At 32.3% G+C, this 21,674-nt stretch carries 8 protein-coding genes and 1 CRISPR repeat array (1 of these 9 running past the window's edge); all 8 genes read left to right on the forward strand.

From position 1 onward, the window contains the following. The first annotated feature begins 391 nt into the window (after positions 1 to 391). From HVS_RS04995 to HVS_RS05030, 8 genes are read left to right on the forward strand one after another with little or no spacing between them, the layout of a single operon-like run. Entirely contained in the window at positions 392 to 1,840 is a 1,449-nt protein-coding gene (locus tag HVS_RS04995) for a Cas10/Cmr2 second palm domain-containing protein (RefSeq protein ID WP_101299787.1), read from the forward strand. Between the two features lie 12 nt (positions 1,841 to 1,852). After that, positions 1,853 to 2,527: an RAMP superfamily CRISPR-associated protein gene (locus HVS_RS05000; RefSeq protein WP_101299789.1), complete on the forward strand. Its 675-nt coding sequence runs from the start codon at positions 1,853 to 1,855 to the stop codon at positions 2,525 to 2,527. Beyond that, the gene (locus HVS_RS05005) at positions 2,520 to 4,109 is read left to right on the forward strand and encodes an RAMP superfamily CRISPR-associated protein (protein ID WP_101299791.1); all 1,590 of its coding nucleotides are present in this window, start codon (positions 2,520 to 2,522) and stop codon (positions 4,107 to 4,109) included. The genes HVS_RS05000 and HVS_RS05005 overlap by 8 nt, the downstream gene beginning before the upstream one ends. Continuing rightward, positions 4,109 to 5,431, forward strand: coding sequence for an RAMP superfamily CRISPR-associated protein (locus tag HVS_RS05010; RefSeq protein WP_101299793.1), 1,323 nt, complete (start codon positions 4,109 to 4,111; stop codon positions 5,429 to 5,431). Before HVS_RS05005 ends, HVS_RS05010 begins: the two co-directional genes overlap by 1 nt. A gap of 5 nt (positions 5,432 to 5,436) precedes the next feature. After that, on the forward strand, positions 5,437 to 5,802 hold the full coding sequence (locus tag HVS_RS05015; protein ID WP_101299795.1) for a hypothetical protein: 366 nt from the start codon (positions 5,437 to 5,439) through the stop codon (positions 5,800 to 5,802). A 3-nt stretch (positions 5,803 to 5,805) separates the two neighbouring features. Continuing rightward, complete coding sequence (locus tag HVS_RS05020) at positions 5,806 to 7,854, forward strand: TIGR03986 family type III CRISPR-associated RAMP protein (protein ID WP_101299797.1); 2,049 nt, start codon at positions 5,806 to 5,808, stop codon at positions 7,852 to 7,854. Positions 7,855 to 7,872: 18 nt separating this feature from the next. Beyond that, on the forward strand, positions 7,873 to 9,195 hold the full coding sequence (csx2, locus tag HVS_RS05025; RefSeq protein WP_101299799.1) for a TIGR02221 family CRISPR-associated protein: 1,323 nt from the start codon (positions 7,873 to 7,875) through the stop codon (positions 9,193 to 9,195). Further along, the gene (locus HVS_RS05030; RefSeq protein WP_101299801.1) at positions 9,185 to 10,627 is read left to right on the forward strand and encodes a TIGR02710 family CRISPR-associated CARF protein; all 1,443 of its coding nucleotides are present in this window, start codon (positions 9,185 to 9,187) and stop codon (positions 10,625 to 10,627) included. Before csx2 ends, HVS_RS05030 begins: the two co-directional genes overlap by 11 nt. Before the next feature lie 217 nt (positions 10,628 to 10,844). Further along, positions 10,845 to 21,674: direct repeats of the CRISPR family, unit length 30 nt; unit sequence GTTTCAATTCCTCATAGGTACTGTAAAAAC; it runs 2,153 nt beyond the window's last position.

The following is a 21,674-nucleotide window of genomic DNA, read 5'->3' on the forward strand; positions in this document are numbered from 1 at the left end:
CATTATTTTATGATTTTTGTCAATGTTTTCTATGAAAATTTTAAAAAATTTATTTTTTTATTATATTTGACAGAAATGTTTGAAATAAATTAGATATAAAATAATATATTATTTGACATAAAACAAGCGCAAAACATAAAAGTTTACAATAAAAAAGATAAAAAGCTTGAATTTACAACTAAATATGGTATAATTGTAATGAACTAATTGGAGACATGTCTTTTAATACTATACTTACTTATAATATTACACTACTTAGAAGCACGCAGGCTTTTACAATGCACATTAGACAAATTTCTCATAATTTTACTAATGAATTTATTTCAGTTATCTTTAAAAGATAAATTTAAAAATAAAAAACTAAATAAAAAATGACGAAAGGAGAAATTAAATGGGATTTTTAAATATTTTAGAAGTATCAAGAAAGCAGTATTACATCTTTAAGTCTAACAAACTGAAGGAAAATATCGGAGCTTCTGAAATAATTGCTTTTGTCACTGAAGAGTTGCCGCAAGAAATTTGCAAAAAACATAATGGTTCAATTGTAAGTTCGGGTGGGGGAAATGTAATTTTTTATTTTGAAAATGAAGATGACAATAAAAATTTTACAAAAGAGTATTCTAAGTATCTTTTAAATGAGTTTCCAATGCTGGAGTTTTTTATCACATCTATAGAATTTGATCCCTGTAAGTCTCAAATAATAGGAAAAATCCGTGAACTGTATACAAAGCTTGAAAAAAAGAAAGCCAAAAGAGATCAGTACTCATATATTGTAGATTTTGGAATCACGGAAAAGTGCAGCAGTACCAAACTGCCGGCAATAAAAAAAGATAAAAACAGTAAAGAATTTTATTCAGGTGAGAGTTGGTCTAAAGTTAAAATGTATAAGGATAATGAAGATAAGTTTAAAAAATATGCAATTGATATAAAAGATTTAGGGATAAGCAAAAATGAAAAAAGCTACATAGCCATAACTTATATAGATGGTAACAGAATGGGAAAAAGAATTAAAAAATTAAGGGATAAATATCAAGAAAAATATACTGAAAATAATGTTAAAGAGGTAAATGATGAATACATAAAAGCATTTAATGATTTTTCGGAAGAAGTAAAGACGGCTTTTGAAAAAGCTTATGATAAGATGGTTGAAGTGGTTAAATCTAAGAGTGAGTATCTTATTAAAAGTGGATTAAACATAAAAGAAGGGGTAGTTCCTATAAGGAAGATAATTTTAGCCGGTGATGATGTTTGTTACATAACTGATGCAAGGATTGCACTGGAATGTGCTTATATTTTTATAAATGAACTGGAAAAGCATTATGCCGGCGGAGAAAAAATAACAGCAGGCGTTGGAATTGCAATGGTAAAGGAAAAATATCCTTTCTTTAAAACATATGAATTAGCAGAGGAGCTTTGTAAAAATGCAAAGTCGGGTATACCCGATGAAGCTAATGAATCCAGGATAGACTGGCATATAGTCCAGGGAGAATATAATAATAATTTAACTGAAATCAGAGAAGTAATTTATAAAACCCATGATAATAAAAACCTTTCATTAAGACCTTTAGTCATTTCAGAAAATTCAAATTATATAAATCAATACATTTTATTTAAAAAAGATATTGAAAATATTCAGAACAAAGTTCCAAGAAGTAAAGTTAAGGGGATGTTAAAGGAAATGAAAAAAGGCGAGAAGCACCTTGATACATATATTGAAATAAACCAGCTCTACAAAGCATTAGGTGAACACAGGATAGGGGCTAAAACAGGTTTTGTAGACGGCAAATGCGTTTTATTTGATGCAATAGAAGTAATGGATTATTTTATATCACTTTCTTAAGGAGGAAGGACAATGGAAGAATATAAAATAAAAGTAGAGTTATTGACGGATACCGTGTTTGGCAGCGGGTACTCTGTACCGGGTTTTATTGATGCAGATGTCTTGTATGATGAATATGGGTTTCCATACATTAACGGGAAAACTTTCAAAGGGAAGCTTGGAGAAATGGCAGGAGTATTTGTCAACATGGTAAAGGCAAGTGATAAGGGAAAAGAAATCGGAGAAATATTAGAAGAGAAAAAGGACAAGCTTTTTGGTGTAGGTGGAGAGTACAGACATGACAAGGTTAAATTTTCAGATTGTGAAATTTCAAAAGAAGTGAGAGATTATTTTAAAAACAACATGGGAGAATCTAACATAAAACCCGGTGAAATTTTAGATGCATTGACACATATTGAAGAACAAACTTCTATTGACAGAAAAACCGGGGTAGCAAAGGATAAATCACTTAGAAATTACAGGGTAATAAACAGTGGGCTCATTCTCTATTCATATATTCACTGTCCTGAAAATCTTGATGAGTATGAAAAGATACTTTTAGCATCTGCCTGTTCCCTTTTAAGGCACTTAGGCGCATATGAAACAAAAGGCAAGGGACTTGTGGAAGTTTCAATGTATAAGGATGATAAAAATGTTACTTTTGATTATATAAACTTACTTAGAGAGAAGGTGAACTTGAATGTATAAATATTTACAATTTGATATAGAAGCTTTGGACAATTTAAAACTGGGGAAATTTGAAAGGGATGCGAATAACGAATACACATATTCTTATATCCCCGGCTCTGTAGTGAAGGGGGCTGTTGTATGGGATATTGCCAGTAAAAAAGGAGAGGTACCAACGGAAATACTAAACGGGGATACTATTTTTTATAATGCATATCCTTTAATTAATGATATGCCGGCAATACCTATGATGCAAGGATATGTAGGGGATAAGCAGGAAATAAGAGGCAATAAAGAAACCATAACCATAAAGCATTCATTTAGTGCTGATATAGGCGAAAATGTAATTCCGTACAGAAACTATGAATTTGTAGCTGTAGATAAAGACGACCCGTCTAAGGTTTATGGGTATAACACACCAAAAACTGAAAATCTCCATATAAACAAAAGAGATTCAAAGGATAATGATACTAAAATATTCAGATATGAAGCAATAAAAAAAGGTGAATTTTTCAGAGGGTATATCAGGGTTAATGAAAAGTACGCAGATGATGTTATGGGAATTTTAAAAAATGAAATTATGTACTTTGGAGGTTCAAGAGGAAGCGGCTATGGGAAATGCAGGATAAGCAATATAAAATATATTTCTCAGGTTTGTCAGTATGAATCAGATTTTGATATTAAAAAGGACTTGTATATTTATTTTTTATCAGATGCAATACTCTATTACAATGGCAAGGTTAATACATATATTCCTGTTAACATATTAAAGGAAAAATTAGGCATCAAAGGCAAGTGCGAGTACATAGATTCCTATTCAGGTTTAAATATGTCCGCTACCTATAATTCTTTATACAATACAAATACAGTGTGTTATACTGCAGTTTCAAAAGGTACTGTATTAAAGTATCAGGTGGAAGAAGAAATTAATCCGGAAAAAATAAAAGAACTTGTAAATAGCGGTGTTGGGATTAGAAAAGAAGACGGAAACGGGCAAATTGCCGTTTTGGGAAAAATACAAGATACCCTGACGGTACTCAAGAAAGATAAAGATGAAGACAAAGGAAAGTCAAATGTTAAATTGGAAAATGAAGATAAAAAACTAATTAACAACATTTTGAAAAATATTTTTATAAAAAGGTCTGATTTAGAGGTTAAAAGACTGGTATTAAGCCTGATTAAGGAAAAAGACACACCTAAGGGAAGCTTACAAAGTCAAATAGGAAAACTTCTTAACATTTTTGAAAATGGGGTATACAAGTCAGAAGAGGAGTTTATTGAGCATCTTAAAAATTATCTGGGGCATATACAAGACAGAAGAGGAAAAGAAATTTGGCAAAGACTAAATAAATATTCTGTTTATTGTAGCACATCCGAGTACAAAATAGAAAGAATCAGTATACAAAAAATGCTTTTAGATTTTTTGGAAAACAATAAAAACCCCATATTTGAAGCATTGGAAAATATACAAAGAGAAGGAATAAGAGTGGGGGGATTTAAATTTCCAAATGAAAATGAGGGCAAAAAGGTTTTATATGATTTAAAAATGAAATTTTTTATAGTGTTTTTTGAATATTGTATCAGAACGAAAGAGGTGAAATAATGATTTATAAAAGTAAACTAACTGAAACGGTAAAGTATGAAGTGGCGGCAACAAATATTTCCCCTGTGTCTGTAAAGGATGGAGAAGACAATATTAAGATAGATGAATTAACAGGCAAGGCTTATATTCCGGGAACATCAATAGCAGGAGCTTTCAGAGATTTTTATGAAAAAAATATTGACAGAAACTCCGATGAAAATAACAATGTACTATTTGGCGGAAAAAAGACCGGCATGAGCAGTGTAGTTTTTTATGATGCGTATTTTACCGATGCTACCCAAAAAGAAGTTATTTCATCACGACCGGGTTTAAAAATAGACAGGGAAAGGCTTACCGGAAAGATTTTTTCAGGGAGCAAAGGAAGTAAATTTAAAAGACAATTCTTAAATGAAGGCATCAATTTTATATTTACATTTGAACTGAATAATTATGAGGCAAGTCCTGAATTTGATAAAATGCAAAAAGATTTTGAAGAATTATTAAAGGCATTTTTACATGGTGAAATCCCTTTAGGAAATAACAAAATGATTGGATTTGGAAGATTTAAAGGAGAGAAGGTTTTAAAAAAGGTTGTTAATTTTGAAAGTATGGAAGGCATACTTAGTTATTTACTGAAAGAAGATGGAAAGACAACGGATATAACAGAAAAAATAATGGGGGAAGAATATATTTCTCCAAAAGTACAGTTTAAAGTAAAGGCAAAAACCCTCACACCGTTACTTATAAAAGATGAGGTAGTACGCCTTTCTGATAAACCTGACGGTATAAATATTAAAAATGCGAAAGGAAATGAAATAATACCCGGAAGTTCTATTAAAGGTGCTTTAAGAACAAGGGCTGAAAAAATTTCAAAGACTTTCCCGCAAATTAATGAAGAAATAATATCAAATATCTTTGGTATTGAGTCAAAAAAGGATGAAGGCCGCATTTCAAGATTTAACTGTTTTGATGTTGAGTTAAAACATGTAAAAAGAGGAGTTTACAACAAAATAAAAGTTGATCACTTTTCAGGTGGTGTAGAGCAGGGAGCATTAGTAAAAGAAGAAACAGTTATGGGGGATTTGGAGTTAATTTGTACATTGGATAAGTCAGAACTTGGGGATTACACAAAAGAAGTGGGACTAATACTATTAGTTTTGAGAGATTTGTGTATAGGAAATTTAAATGTGGGAAGCGGGTATGCAGTCGGAAGAGGTTTTGTAAAAGCAGAAACACTGGAAATTATCGATAATGAAAAGCTTTTATACTATTTTGATTCACCGGATAAAGAAGTTGAACAAAAATTTAACCGGTATATATCAGAACTTATGAAACAGGGGTGATATAAGTGAAGGTTAATAGTGTTGGAATAGAAAAAATAAGTACTTTGATAGAAGAATTTAATGAATTTATAATTTATTATTTTGACAGGCTGAATGCAGGAAAAGGCAAAGCTGGTATTGATCTTGACAGTGTAAATGAAGCTTTTTTCTTTGACGGCAGCAGGTGTTTGCACATATATAGGGAGGATGAAATAAAGGGTCTTTTATATGAAGAAGATGGCAGTGAAGAAATATTAGAAGAAGAGCAGATAGTAAAATTCAGAGGTATTAAAAAAATTATTGTTAAAAAGTACATTGAATACGATGAGGATAACCAGGCGTATATTTCAATGATATTGCCGTCAAAATTAGTTTTTCAGGAGGTGGAATAAGAAATGGCTAAAAATAATACAAAACCGGCATTTAAATCCAAAGCACCATATAATTTTATAGGACTTGAAAATTTTGTGCTTGATAGGTGCGGTGATGAAAAAGAATTATCAATGCATGGTAAGTATCATGAAAATTTAAAAACAGGCTATTTAACATATGAAATAGAAACTGTATCTTTGCTGCACATTTCTGACGGTGACGGAAAACTATTTAAAAATCCTGAAGGCAAATATGTTATACCGGGCAATACAATAAGGGGAATGACCAGGTACAATGCATCAATATTTTCATTTTCGTCAGTAATAAATGAGGCACATGGTAAAGAAGATATTAAAAACAGAAGGTTTTATTTCAGAACGTTTGCTTCAAAGGATACAGAAATGAGCAAATGGTACAAAATCAAAACAGGGCTTAAACAATATAAAAGATCAGGCTATAGATTTAGCATTTTAGAAAAAGTACATGCAGGATATATGAGGAAAAGAGGAAATGAATATATTATAACCCCGGCTGTTAAGTTGGAAAATACAAGGACAAGAGAAGGGAATCAACCCGGAAAGATGCATTCGTATACGCCGATACATGAATATGAACTGAGAAGTAAAAATATTTCCGGAATTAAGTATCTTTATAAAAGTGGGCTAAAAAGAGAGGATTATAAAAAGAAAGAAAAGCTAAAAGAAAACAGGGAATCAAACTTTGCTCCTTACTATTGTGATATAAATTACAGTATAAATAATGGAAAAGCCCAGGTTGACATTAATGGAAAGCATAAAGGCACGATTGCTAATTCAGACTACATAGAAGGGAAAGTACACCACTACCTGATATTTGAAGAAGACAGGGAAAGTGCGGAAATTGTTATAACCAAGGAACAGGCGGAATTATATGAGGAGGATTTAAATTATACCAATAAACTCCACGGTAAAAAACATAGTTATTATGCACTTCCTAAGAATGGTGAAGTTAAGCCGGTTTTTTACATAAAAGATGATGAAGGAGTTGTTTTTGGTTTTACTCCTTATTTAAGGTTAAGTGCGAAAGGAAGCATACACGATGGTATACCAAAAGCACATATGGAGTATGAAGGTGTGGATTTTGTAGATGCTATGTTTGGCTGGAAGGATTTTAAGACAAAATTATCTTTTCAAGATGCTGTCTGTGAAAGTGACAATCCCAGGTTAACGGAAAACTATGAAATAGTATTGGGAGAACCTAAACCTTCCTGGTATAGGGGCTATTTGAAGCAAAGAAAAGAGAATTCTCTTGAATCATATAATACAGAAGGTTTTGAAATAAGAGGAAGAAAATTTTATTGGATGAAGAAGGATATAGAAGGAAAAAATATAGGGAACAGGGAGGATAGCGAAAGCAAAATAAGCACAGTTATAAAGTGCTATGATGAAAAAACAAAATTTAAAGGCAAGGTTGTTTTTGAAAATTTAAGTGATGAGGAATTGGGACTTTTAATTTATTCCCTGAAGCAGGGAGATACAGAAGGTTATTTTAACATAGGCAAAGGAAAACCATATGGTTTTGGAAAGTGCAAAATAAAAATAACAGGACTTAAAATAGAAGATATAAATGCAAAATATTCTTCTTTTAATCCTGATTTTGAAAAAAGTGAAGAAATAGAAAAGTACATAGACTCATTTAAAAAATACATAGTTGAGAATTATAAAAAGAAAGTAAACAGTGTAAATGAAATTAAAAGCTATAGAGAATTTGAGCTGAGCAAAAAGACAATAGAAAATGACAAAGCAAAATATATGAAAGTAGGTGACTTTGCTAAGAAGGCAGAACTTCCGGATATAGAGGATGTTATTAATGAAGATGGTGATGTAGTATCAAATAAGATGGGTTCAGGGAAAATGGGGTCAGACAAAGAAAGGAACCACAATGGTGCTGGAAGAAAGAATGATTATAAAAAACATAAAAATAAGACATCCGGAAGTGGAGATAGGGGCTATGGAAAATATAATGAAGGCAGAAACCGGAATTTAAACACAAATGCCTTTGATATACTTAAAAATCTTAAACTTGATGATTAATAAAAGAGGGGGATTGTAATGGGTGTTAAATTGTTTACTTTTTTAGGTACTAATGATTATAAAGAAACAGAATATTTTTTTGGCGATGAGTCAAGTACAAAAAGCTATAAAAGCAGGTTTACCCAGGAGGCAATTGTAAAAACACTGGAAATACCTGAATTAGAAGTCATAGTATTTACTACAGAGGAAGCATATCAAAAAAACTGGATTCCAAAAGACGAAGGTCTTAAAAGCAAATTGGAAAATGCAAATGTTAAATGCAAAAACATAATGATACCACAAGGAAAAACAAATGAAGAAATATGGCAAATTTTTAATTTAGTATATGAAAATATAGAAGAAAATGATGAAATATATGTTGATATTACACATTCTTTAAGAAGTATCCCTGTGGTTTTTATGTCAGTTTTAAATCATGCAAAAATCACAAAGGGATGCCATATAAAAAGGATTTTATATGGTGCATATGAAGTAAAGGAAGAAGATAACAGATCACCCATTTTTGATTTAATACTATTTGATAAAATTACAGACTGGAGTTTTGGAGTAGATCAACTTATATCAACAGGAGAAAGTGAAAAGTTTTGTTCAGCGGCAGAGGAGACGCTAAAACCTTTAAAATCCCAAACTCAAGGAAAGGATGAATTAGTATCACTAACTGAAAAATGTGCGAAAAAAATAAAGGAGTTTTATACAGATTTAAAGCTGGCACAAGGCAAGCCTATACAAAAAAACGGTGTAGAATTAAAGAATTTGTTAGATGAAATTAAAGAACTCAATAAGGATGAACGTTTGGAAATAAAGCCATTCTACGATATTCTTGAAAAAATAGAAAATCAAGTAGATTTTTTTGAAGAAAATAATTTGGTGGAAAACATATTGGGATGTGCCAAATTATGTGTAAAATTTGGTATGTATCAGCAGGCATATACATTCTTATTGGAAAACATTATAAATTATATTTGTTTAGAAGCAGGACTGGATTGGAATAAATTAAAGGACAGGGAAAATGTGGCAAAAGTAATAGGCTTAAAAAATCTTGCAGTGAGAAAAGAAAAAAATTATGAAAAAGGGCAAGAGTCTGGTGATAAAGAAACTAGTGATAAAGAAACAGAACTACAAAATTTAAAAGATAAATTAGGGTTTATAACAGAAGATATAGCAAAGTATTATGACAAATTAGGTCAATACAGGAATACGCTAAATCATGCCGGATTTAGAGAGAATCCGCTGTCAAAGAAGAAAGTGCTGGATGAAATCAATTCATTTATTAGTGAATTTGAAAAACTCTTTTTGGAAAAAGAAATATTAGAAGAGGGAGAAAAAGAGCATGTTTTGTGAGGAACAATTAGCCCAAAAAACAAAAGTATGGAAAGGTATGGAAAGAAGCACAGATGAGCAAAGAAAATTGGCAGAAGACTACTACAAGTTTGAAATTATGCCTATTGTAATAGACTGTTTTTTGCAAAAATATCAAAAGGAAGAGCCCTGCGAATCAATGGTGTTAACCCTGGGTACTTCATATGAGCCGCTAGTGCTTTCCATACTTGCACTAAAACCTAAAAAAGTATTAATTCTTTATACAGAGCAATCATTTCATTTATTAGATGATGTAATAGAGTTTACAAAGTTAAAGCCAACCCAGTACAAAGCTACTGAAGTTGATTCTGAAAGTCCCCTGCAGCTGTATCAAGAGATAAAGAAAGCATATGAAAGATGGGGAAGACCTGAAGATATTTATGTGGATTTTACAGGCGGTACAAAATCCATGGCTGCCGGATGTGCAATGGCAGGTTCGGCAATAGGGGCAAAACTTATATATGTACCAGGAAAGTATCTTACCCATCTCAGAAAACCGGAGCCGGGAACAGAAAAGCTTTTTTATGTTGATGACCCTTACACTGTTTTTGGGGATATTGAAAGGGAGCAGGCATTTTGTCTTTTTAATGAAATGGACTATATTTCGGCATACAGGATTTTTGATGAGCTTGAGAAAAAAGTACCCAATTCAAAAGAAGATGATGCTTTTAAATATTTATCCAAGGCATATAGTGGGTGGGACAGCCTTGATATCAGTGAAGCAAAGATTAACCTTTCTAAATGCTATGATATAATTTTAAAAAAGGGGAAGCTTGAAAAGAATCTTGTTTTATTACAACATGAACAGAAAATAAAAGATCAGATTGAGTTTTTGGAAGTATTGGAAAAGCTACATTGCAGGGAAAAAGGGGACAAGGAATTTATATTTAATAATATTGGATATCTAATAGCTAACCTTTATCAAAATGCAGTAAGAAGGGAAGCAAAAGAAAGATATGAAATGGCAACACTGCTTTTGTATAGGATTCTTGAAACTATTGAGCAAAAAAGGCTGTGGAATTATGGTATTGATACTGAAAATGCAGATTTTTCGAAATTAGGCTATAGTGATGAGGAACTGCGCGAAAAAATAAATGCCATAAGAATAAAGATAAAAGGATTTAACGAAATAGAGCATTTAGACAAGAAGGTGAGTCTTATGGCAGGATATATACTTCTTGCAGCTATAGGTGATGATATTATAAAGAATAAAAAAACAGCCCAGCTAAACAGATTAAAACACAAAGTGGATTTAAGAAATAAGAGTATTTTTGCACACGGGTATGAATTTATAGATAAGAAAAAATTTGAAGAATTTAAAGATTTAGTTGTAGAATATATGAATTTGTTTTTTGAACTTGAAAATATAAATAAGGAAAAAATGCTTTCAGTTTGTGAATTTATCAGATTGTAGGTCTTTGTTAATATTGTAATTGTATGTTTTTATAATTATTCCAGGTTTTTTGTCATTTCATAGTATATATTTTTAAGGGATATTTTAAAGTTGAAAAAGTTTGCACACTTTTTCAACTTTTTTTAAAAATTTTCAAAGTCCAGAGGCGGACAGTATGTCTGCTGTGTGATATTTAGTATAATCCATCTACCTCACCAGGTGGGGTAGAAACAAGCACATCACATTTCCTCATAGGTACTGTAAAAACACTGGAAACCAAACAGAAAAAATTAGCTGAAAAAGCGTTTCAATTCCTCATAGGTACTGTAAAAACTTTTGAACCTATAAGTAAAGATGAATTATTTTCTGGTATGTTTCAATTCCTCATAGGTACTGTAAAAACTCTTTTTTGGTTCGAAATATTCTCGAACCTCTTTCAGGTTTCAATTCCTCATAGGTACTGTAAAAACTCATGTCAGCGTTTGTTAGTATGAAGTATTCAAGGTTTCAATTCCTCATAGGTACTGTAAAAACTTAGTCTTATTGCTATTTTATGTTTTAAATCCATTTGTTTCAATTCCTCATAGGTACTGTTAAAACAAAATATACTATCCAAAAGTTCAAATGAAGCCTCAGGGTTTCAATTCCTCATAGGTACTGTAAAAACTATTTTATCGATATGTAGCATATAAGTTGGACTTTGTTGTTTCAATTCCTCATAGGTACTGTAAAAACCCATAAAAGTAACATTTAATGATTATGTGTGCGACAGTTTCAATTCCTCATAGGTACTGTAAAAACTCTTCTGTGGTCGGATTAAAATCGATGACAATTTTCAGTTTCAATTCCTCATAGGTACTGTAAAAACTTAGGTATATATATTTTTTTAAGGTCATTAAATCTAAGTTTCAATTCCTCATAGGTACTGTAAAAACTCAATTCCTCATAGGTACTGTAAAAACATGTGACGTACTAGAAATACAAATATGTCCTGACACAGGTTTCAATTCCTCATAGGTACTGTAAAAACAGGTTCATACTTATCCTCTTTCCATGAGTAACTTTCGTTTCAATTCCTCATAGGTACTGTAAAAACCAGAAGGAGCTACCTCCTTACCTGAAGGATTTAGGTTGTTTCAATTCCTCATAGGTACTGTAAAAACGACTATAACAAACCATCATCTGTACTTGTCGATGAAGTCGTTTCAATTCCTCATAGGTACTGTAAAAACGGAGCGTTTCGGCGTAATGATTACCGACAAAGGCAAGTTTCAATTCCTCATAGGTACTGTAAAAACCCCGTTTACAGGTTTATACAACGGCAACAATTTCGAGAGTTTCAATTCCTCATAGGTACTGTAAAAACACAAGGTTTACATCGTGTGGTGTACAATTAATCACATGTTTCAATTCCTCATAGGTACTGTAAAAACTAGGTTTTAGGAATACTGTAGAGAGTGCAATTTTAGGTTTCAATTCCTCATAGGTACTGTAAAAACCTTTAATATACCATAAATAAACAAATATACAATATATTGCGTTTCAATTCCTCATAGGTACTGTAAAAACAATAAAACTGGTATTTTATCTAATATAATAGGAGGTAGTTTCAATTCCTCATAGGTACTGTAAAAACAAGTTATAGGAGGTTAAAAAATGAAGAAATATCAAGGTTTCAATTCCTCATAGGTACTGTAAAAACCCTGTTGAATGGGTCTGGGCGGAAGATCCTAAATAGTTTCAATTCCTCATAGGTACTGTAAAAACCAATTCAAAGAATTTGAGAAAAATGCTTGACAAAATAGTTTCAATTCCTCATAGGTACTGTAAAAACGTTTATGATGACGCCCGAGTTTTGGGCAACGCAGTGATGTTTCAATTCCTCATAGGTACTGTAAAAACTTACTTATGATCAAATGTTAGTTTTAAATAAAAACTTGTTTCAATTCCTCATAGGTACTGTAAAAACGTTAAATTAGGCAACAATGTAAAGTTTTGGCCTAGGTGTTTCAATTCCTCATAGGTACTGTAAAAACAATTCGGATATTTTTATGCAAAAAATTAAGTCACAATGTTTCAATTCCTCATAGGTACTGTAAAAACCAGAATGCCTCGCACGGTTTCATGAAAAAACGTGCGGAGTTTCAATTCCTCATAGGTACTGTAAAAACTACAATTTTAACTGTTACATTCCCTTTGTAGGATTTGTTTCAATTCCTCATAGGTACTGTAAAAACTGAAAATTCAAACGAACTACAATTTTAAGCATGAGGAGTTTCAATTCCTCATAGGTACTGTAAAAACGTACTTTCACCTCAACGACGTTTAGAAGTTTATTTAAGTTTCAATTCCTCATAGGTACTGTAAAAACAAACCGAATGAAATGGGAAGTGGGTAGAGACATTTAGTTTCAATTCCTCATAGGTACTGTAAAAACTCGGAACCCCCATAAGTCCGGCATTTTCAATTATGCGTTTCAATTCCTCATAGGTACTGTAAAAACGTTCAGACACTTAGAAGATTGGCTCAAATTCAAATAGTTTCAATTCCTCATAGGTACTGTAAAAACAAGTCTTTCAGGAAGTTTTTTATGATTTGGCTATAAGTTTCAATTCCTCATAGGTACTGTAAAAACACACGATGTAACCGCAAAGGATTTTATGGACACACTTGGTTTCAATTCCTCATAGGTACTGTAAAAACCCTATGTTTTGGGCCAATGGGCGGATAGTTTTTATGCTGTTTCAATTCCTCATAGGTACTGTAAAAACGCCCTGCAAAACCCACTTTTGAGAAAACAATTATAAGTTTCAATTCCTCATAGGTACTGTAAAAACGTACATCTCAAGTATTTGGTAGGGTGGCAAAACCAAGTTTCAATTCCTCATAGGTACTGTAAAAACATATACTGATTTACCGTATTTGTAACTATCATTCTTAGTTTCAATTCCTCATAGGTACTGTAAAAACAAAATATGAAAGGAATGATAAAAAATGTTAAGAACGGCGTTTCAATTCCTCATAGGTACTGTAAAAACCGTATGATGATTTAGTTTTTGTATGTGCTGGTGGTTGTTTCAATTCCTCATAGGTACTGTAAAAACATGATATTTCAGTACAAGCTGGAGTGAATCCTGCTGGTTTCAATTCCTCATAGGTACTGTAAAAACAATAACGTGTTATATATTCACCTTTACTTTTAAAAGTTTCAATTCCTCATAGGTACTGTAAAAACTCATTCCTGTTGATTCTAGTTTTTCAACTATTTTTTCGTTTCAATTCCTCATAGGTACTGTAAAAACAAATGCCAGATTTTAAATTATTTTAAGGAGGAATCTTAGTTTCAATTCCTCATAGGTACTGTAAAAACTGGAATCCATCCATTTCAAAACTGTCACCTTTCACAGCGTTTCAATTCCTCATAGGTACTGTAAAAACACATTGTGAATCATTATTTGAGCTGTTGGAGACATCAGTTTCAATTCCTCATAGGTACTGTAAAAACAAAATGAACATTGAAAATTTAATTAACAAGGAGGTTGTTTCAATTCCTCATAGGTACTGTAAAAACAGTAAAAAAATCAGATATAAATAATCTGATAAATCACGTTTCAATTCCTCATAGGTACTGTAAAAACATTATAACAGCTACAGGCTCTACTTTTGCTTTTATCTGTTTCAATTCCTCATAGGTACTGTAAAAACTTTCTTTTTAGTGGTTCATAGTTACCTAGTACCTTGTTTCAATTCCTCATAGGTACTGTAAAAACGTATAACACGTTACCGTTACCGTGTCAACACTTTTTTGTTTCAATTCCTCATAGGTACTGTAAAAACAAATATCAGCTCCCATGTGGCACCATGGTCTTTAGAGTTTCAATTCCTCATAGGTACTGTAAAAACACCACCTTTTTAGGCATAGAACAAGCACCTACCTAAGGTTTCAATTCCTCATAGGTACTGTAAAAACCTATATTTCCAACATGTCCACTTATTCACTATATAATGTTTCAATTCCTCATAGGTACTGTAAAAACTATCCACAAATAAACTGTTCACCCATTCCCGCCGTGTGTTTCAATTCCTCATAGGTACTGTAAAAACATGAGATTTAGCGTTAATATCACCAAAGAAGACTTATGTTTCAATTCCTCATAGGTACTGTAAAAACCTTTCTTTTTCGTCTTCTTCTGAATTCTCTCTATATCGTTTCAATTCCTCATAGGTACTGTAAAAACCCTTCTTTTTTGTCTTCTTCTGAATTCTCTCTATATCGTTTCAATTCCTCATAGGTACTGTAAAAACATAAGTACAAAATGAACATTGAACATTGAAAATTCAAGTTTCAATTCCTCATAGGTACTGTAAAAACGATGGGTTGAGAAAGAAGAGAACCTTTCCCAAGAAGGAGTTTCAATTCCTCATAGGTACTGTAAAAACATATGACAGAAATTATAAAATATCTGTTATAGCATTGGTTTCAATTCCTCATAGGTACTGTAAAAACAGAATTGTAAAATTATAACATAACAAAGCTAATTATAGTTTCAATTCCTCATAGGTACTGTAAAAACAATTCTTATGTCTGATGTTTCAATGGCTATGACATAGTTTCAATTCCTCATAGGTACTGTAAAAACCATATGTATATCACTTGTCGTAGGCGTCTCTATACGAGTTTCAATTCCTCATAGGTACTGTAAAAACTTAAAAAAAATTATTTTAAGGAGGTTTGGAATGTGTTGTTTCAATTCCTCATAGGTACTGTAAAAACAATTCTTATGTCTGATGTTTCAATGGCTATGACATAGTTTCAATTCCTCATAGGTACTGTAAAAACTATTTTCACCGAAACAAATTACTTCATTTATTCTTCTGTTTCAATTCCTCATAGGTACTGTAAAAACGAAGTAGAAAATGAATTAAAATTAGAAATGAGTGAAAGTTTCAATTCCTCATAGGTACTGTAAAAACTTATGGAACTATTGCCCATTGCTCTTCCTGTAGTAGTGTTTCAATTCCTCATAGGTACTGTAAAAACTTTCTTCTGAGAGTTCAACATCTCCAAGATATGCCGGTTTCAATTCCTCATAGGTACTGTAAAAACATTACTAGAAGACTTAAAAGGAGGAAAATAGCATGTATGTTTCAATTCCTCATAGGTACTGTAAAAACTTTTTGTCATTAAAACCATCTCCTTATTCGATTATTGTTTCAATTCCTCATAGGTACTGTAAAAACAATGGTACAGAATGGAAGTCTCCCATTTGGAGATCATGTTTCAATTCCTCATAGGTACTGTAAAAACAAATGGGATCTGTTCAAAGAATATAACCGACAAGATGGTTTCAATTCCTCATAGGTACTGTAAAAACTCACTTGCTTAGCTGTAGTTTTGATTTCAGTACCATGTTTCAATTCCTCATAGGTACTGTAAAAACGTGACATTAAACTGTACATATATTAGCGACTTAGAATGTTTCAATTCCTCATAGGTACTGTAAAAACTTGTTTGCCATTAAAATCACCTCTATGAGATTTTATTGTTTCAATTCCTCATAGGTACTGTAAAAACAAAGACAAGAACAAAAAAGCACCTGTAAAATTTCTTACGTTTCAATTCCTCATAGGTACTGTAAAAACTCTTTTCGGTATTTTTTCTTTTACATCATATTCCCTGTTTCAATTCCTCATAGGTACTGTAAAAACTTAATTAAATAGTATGGAGGCGATATAATGTTTAAGAGTTTCAATTCCTCATAGGTACTGTAAAAACTTGCCTATGAATGTTATAACCCCGATATTTGCATGTTTCAATTCCTCATAGGTACTGTAAAAACGCTTTTGACATGTTACCAGCTCCTTATTCGATTATTGTTTCAATTCCTCATAGGTACTGTAAAAACTGTAAACATCTTTACCATTAACCCCTTTTTGTTTAGGTTTCAATTCCTCATAGGTACTGTAAAAACACGGATCCTCCCTTAAAAAAATGCTAGCTCGTGGCCGTTTCAATTCCTCATAGGTACTGTAAAAACATTGTACTTGTCGTGAATGTGAATTTTGTTTTCCTCAGTTTCAATTCCTCATAGGTACTGTAAAAACTTGTTTCTTTGCACATCCCAAGTTTTTGGGCGTGTCGGTTTCAATTCCTCATAGGTACTGTAAAAACTTTCATTGATAAACAGACACTGATAAATATTCTTTGTTTCAATTCCTCATAGGTACTGTAAAAACAATCAAGAATTTGAAAATATAGAAATTAGAGAATTCGTTTCAATTCCTCATAGGTACTGTAAAAACGTTCTTACGGAGTAGGTGGTTTAATTGGGCGTGCTGCGTTTCAATTCCTCATAGGTACTGTAAAAACGAAGACGAAAAAGAACTGAAGTTACAGGGCTATATAAGTTTCAATTCCTCATAGGTACTGTAAAAACTTAAATTTTATCATGTAAACATCGAAAAAATGGACTGTTTCAATTCCTCATAGGTACTGTAAAAACTTAAAGTCAATACCTTTTTACAAAAAAAATATTAAAGTTTCAATTCCTCATAGGTACTGTAAAAACAGTTACTCTAAACTGTACATATATTAGTGAACACGAATGTTTCAATTCCTCATAGGTACTGTAAAAACGTAGTATATTCAGGGATGAAGAAGGTAATTATGTGTTTCAATTCCTCATAGGTACTGTAAAAACAACGGTTTGCGCCAGGGGTTTGGGGGTGGCAGACCCCGTTTCAATTCCTCATAGGTACTGTAAAAACTCAAAAACAGAATAAATAAACTCAAACTGCCAAAGAGGTTTCAATTCCTCATAGGTACTGTAAAAACTGTTGATGGTTTGTTGGAGATTAAGAATATCATTTCGTTTCAATTCCTCATAGGTACTGTAAAAACAAGAACAACCCAAAGAAGAAAATCTTTGTCCAAATTGGTTTCAATTCCTCATAGGTACTGTAAAAACAGGATTTGTAGGGCGGAGAGGTAGCTCAGGAACAGTGTTTCAATTCCTCATAGGTACTGTAAAAACTTACAACAAATAATAAGGAAATTGAAGTTGTTTATGTGTTTCAATTCCTCATAGGTACTGTAAAAACTGAGCCGTCACTAGTTGGTAAAAAGTTGTATTGATAGTTTCAATTCCTCATAGGTACTGTAAAAACACACATAAAATGGGTTTTGTATCATACCAGACTCGCATGTTTCAATTCCTCATAGGTACTGTAAAAACAGGTTATAATGGTCTATAGCAACGTCATGTATATGGGTTTCAATTCCTCATAGGTACTGTAAAAACCAAGCAATATTCACAATTTTAAATGTAGCTTACGGATGTTTCAATTCCTCATAGGTACTGTAAAAACTTAATAATTTATACGTAAAGTCTAACACTTTACGCGTTTCAATTCCTCATAGGTACTGTAAAAACCATTTTGAATATTTGAGTTATGAAAAGTAATTTTTATGTTTCAATTCCTCATAGGTACTGTAAAAACTCGATGAACTGTCATGTTTTGTTTATCCGGTTGACGTTTCAATTCCTCATAGGTACTGTAAAAACAAGCCAAAGAGTTCAATGGTCAAAGGGTAGTAACATTGTTTCAATTCCTCATAGGTACTGTAAAAACAAGCCGTATTTACAGTAATACATACTGCTTATGGTAGTTTCAATTCCTCATAGGTACTGTAAAAACAATAGTGTACAATTAAAGTATAAGTTAGAAATATTTCGTTTCAATTCCTCATAGGTACTGTAAAAACGTTATATGGGATTATGAAAAGGCTGTCAGTTATGCGAGTTTCAATTCCTCATAGGTACTGTAAAAACAATATCCTAAGTGTATAATAGTAACGAACTTTGGCTAGTTTCAATTCCTCATAGGTACTGTAAAAACCTATTATTTATTCCCTATATAATTATTATTATGTAGTGTTTCAATTCCTCATAGGTACTGTAAAAACATTTTTTAAGCATCTTTTCATATTGTTCTAATTTTCGTTTCAATTCCTCATAGGTACTGTAAAAACGTTGCCGGAAGGTGCAACTGAATTGCCGGAGGGCTTGTTTCAATTCCTCATAGGTACTGTAAAAACATTGATGAGGTCCAGAATTGGTTCAATTCGTTGGCTTGTTTCAATTCCTCATAGGTACTGTAAAAACGGCTAGAAAACAGGCTAGCAGAGCGGCGGCGAGCATGTTTCAATTCCTCATAGGTACTGTAAAAACCAACGGCAAAGAAATTGAAACGACAGCGAAGCAAATCAGTTTCAATTCCTCATAGGTACTGTAAAAACCCACTCTTATAAATCCACCTAGTTCTTTTACGTGTGTGTTTCAATTCCTCATAGGTACTGTAAAAACACGGACTAGAGAAAACGCAGCCCTAAACTTTCAGAAGTTTCAATTCCTCATAGGTACTGTAAAAACTTTCCGTGAATTAGGTGAAGAACTATATTGTAGAAGTTTCAATTCCTCATAGGTACTGTAAAAACTATCGTGAAGCCTGCAAACGCAGGGACTTTACGATGTTTCAATTCCTCATAGGTACTGTAAAAACTCAATATTAATTGCAAGTGCTTTTTATAAAATAGCAGTTTCAATTCCTCATAGGTACTGTAAAAACGGATGAGGACTTGATAAGAAAGGTTGATGAGGCAGCGTTTCAATTCCTCATAGGTACTGTAAAAACGCATTAACTAAATAGATTAATAATTGACTCCTATTGTGTTTCAATTCCTCATAGGTACTGTAAAAACCTGCCATTCTCAAAGCCATAATAATTTGATTTTATTAGTTTCAATTCCTCATAGGTACTGTAAAAACCTCAGCTTGTAGGGGGTAGGTTGCCAGAAGGAACGAGTTTCAATTCCTCATAGGTACTGTAAAAACCTAAGGAAAAAATGGCGGATGAGGTTTTGGCTGAGTCGTTTCAATTCCTCATAGGTACTGTAAAAACCTTGGTTCCACAATTCAGCAATTATAGAATTTTCAAGTTTCAATTCCTCATAGGTACTGTAAAAACTTGTAGGTAATAAAAATTTTGAAGTGAATTTGTTCGGGTTTCAATTCCTCATAGGTACTGTAAAAACCATCACGATACAAATCAACAGTTTTCCATTTTCCAAGTTTCAATTCCTCATAGGTACTGTAAAAACTATAAAAGAAAATATACCTAAGCGAATGAAGGATAAGAGTTTCAATTCCTCATAGGTACTGTAAAAACTATTTCATTTTTAGTTACATATATAATATATTACTTTGTTTCAATTCCTCATAGGTACTGTAAAAACCGGCTTGTAGCATCTTACAAAAGTTATACAGCCGAAGTTTCAATTCCTCATAGGTACTGTAAAAACCGATTATAATTTGTCATAATCACCCGTCAGGAGACACGTTTCAATTCCTCATAGGTACTGTAAAAACTCATTTTCTTTCCTCCTTACAAAATATAAGTTTCCAGTTTCAATTCCTCATAGGTACTGTAAAAACATAACACAACTGCAGCGGGTGCACCATATGTAACTGAGTTTCAATTCCTCATAGGTACTGTAAAAACCATAAAAGCAAGTATATACGATAGCTGTAAATCTATGTTTCAATTCCTCATAGGTACTGTAAAAACGATTATAGAGATTTTCCAGATGATTTATTGAGGCAGAGTTTCAATTCCTCATAGGTACTGTAAAAACTCAAGTCCATTTTACACCTCCTACAAGAAAAGCAGGGGTTTCAATTCCTCATAGGTACTGTAAAAACGGAAATAAAAACATATAAAAGGGGGCTTTAAAATGTAGTTTCAATTCCTCATAGGTACTGTAAAAACATAGTTTTAAAAATTTTTTCAAAGATAAAAAAGTACAGTTTCAATTCCTCATAGGTACTGTAAAAACGAAGTTCATTAGCAGCACCGACAAAATTATTATTTATGTTTCAATTCCTCATAGGTACTGTAAAAACTCGTTGAATTTGCCTATTTTATACTCTTTATATTTGAGTTTCAATTCCTCATAGGTACTGTAAAAACCCTCCTTGTAGTCCCATGCAGTTCGCCATTTAAAACTGTTTCAATTCCTCATAGGTACTGTAAAAACTTTTTCTTAACCTCTTAATTATATTGTACCATATATGTTTCAATTCCTCATAGGTACTGTAAAAACGCGATATTTACAATTATTAATACCGCATATGGTATGTTTCAATTCCTCATAGGTACTGTAAAAACTGGGTTAGAAATCGACATGATAAGGGAAATCGCCCTGTTTCAATTCCTCATAGGTACTGTAAAAACCGGCTTTTGTAAAACAAAAAGGATAGAAGAAGTTGAGTTTCAATTCCTCATAGGTACTGTAAAAACTGGCCAGGTTTTTTGCTTTTATATAGAACATATGTTTGTTTCAATTCCTCATAGGTACTGTAAAAACGCTTTAAGATAAGGCATATTATATATAATTGTGTGAGTTTCAATTCCTCATAGGTACTGTAAAAACGTACATACCAAAACTCATTATTAACGGTCAAGTGATGTTTCAATTCCTCATAGGTACTGTAAAAACTTCTGTCATCATCTCAGGCGGAAAATTTTTTGAAGCGTTTCAATTCCTCATAGGTACTGTAAAAACAATTTTAAGTTAAGGGGGAAATTTCCCCCTTAACATGTTTCAATTCCTCATAGGTACTGTAAAAACACGATATTTGAAAAAATCACGCCAACTCTTCATGGGAGTTTCAATTCCTCATAGGTACTGTAAAAACATTAAAAGTAACAACAAGGTTTCAGCTTCCATTTACATGTTTCAATTCCTCATAGGTACTGTAAAAACTAGGTGGTTAAATGGAAACAGCGCTAAGATATGAATGTTTCAATTCCTCATAGGTACTGTAAAAACTGATTGATGAAGTTTATGCATCTTACAGATGCTCCAGTTTCAATTCCTCATAGGTACTGTAAAAACACTTCGATGAAAAAGCATTTTCTGCGTTCGTTGATTGTTTCAATTCCTCATAGGTACTGTAAAAACATTTAGGTCACGAACTGTTGACGATTTATCCACGTAGGTTTCAAT

The organism is Acetivibrio saccincola (assembly GCF_002844395.1).
Taxonomy (GTDB): Bacteria; Bacillota; Clostridia; order Acetivibrionales; family Acetivibrionaceae; genus Herbivorax; species Herbivorax saccincola.

Coding starts and splice junctions, on each gene's coding strand:
- HVS_RS05030 (WP_101299801.1), top strand. CDS start 9,185: ATGTTTTGTGAGGAACAATTAGCCCAAAAAACAAAAGTATGGAAAGGT.
- HVS_RS05005 (WP_101299791.1), top strand. CDS start 2,520: ATGTATAAATATTTACAATTTGATATAGAAGCTTTGGACAATTTAAAA.
- HVS_RS05020 (WP_101299797.1), top strand. CDS start 5,806: ATGGCTAAAAATAATACAAAACCGGCATTTAAATCCAAAGCACCATAT.
- HVS_RS04995 (WP_101299787.1), top strand. CDS start 392: ATGGGATTTTTAAATATTTTAGAAGTATCAAGAAAGCAGTATTACATC.
- HVS_RS05010 (WP_101299793.1), top strand. CDS start 4,109: ATGATTTATAAAAGTAAACTAACTGAAACGGTAAAGTATGAAGTGGCG.
- csx2 (WP_101299799.1), top strand. CDS start 7,873: ATGGGTGTTAAATTGTTTACTTTTTTAGGTACTAATGATTATAAAGAA.
- HVS_RS05000 (WP_101299789.1), top strand. CDS start 1,853: ATGGAAGAATATAAAATAAAAGTAGAGTTATTGACGGATACCGTGTTT.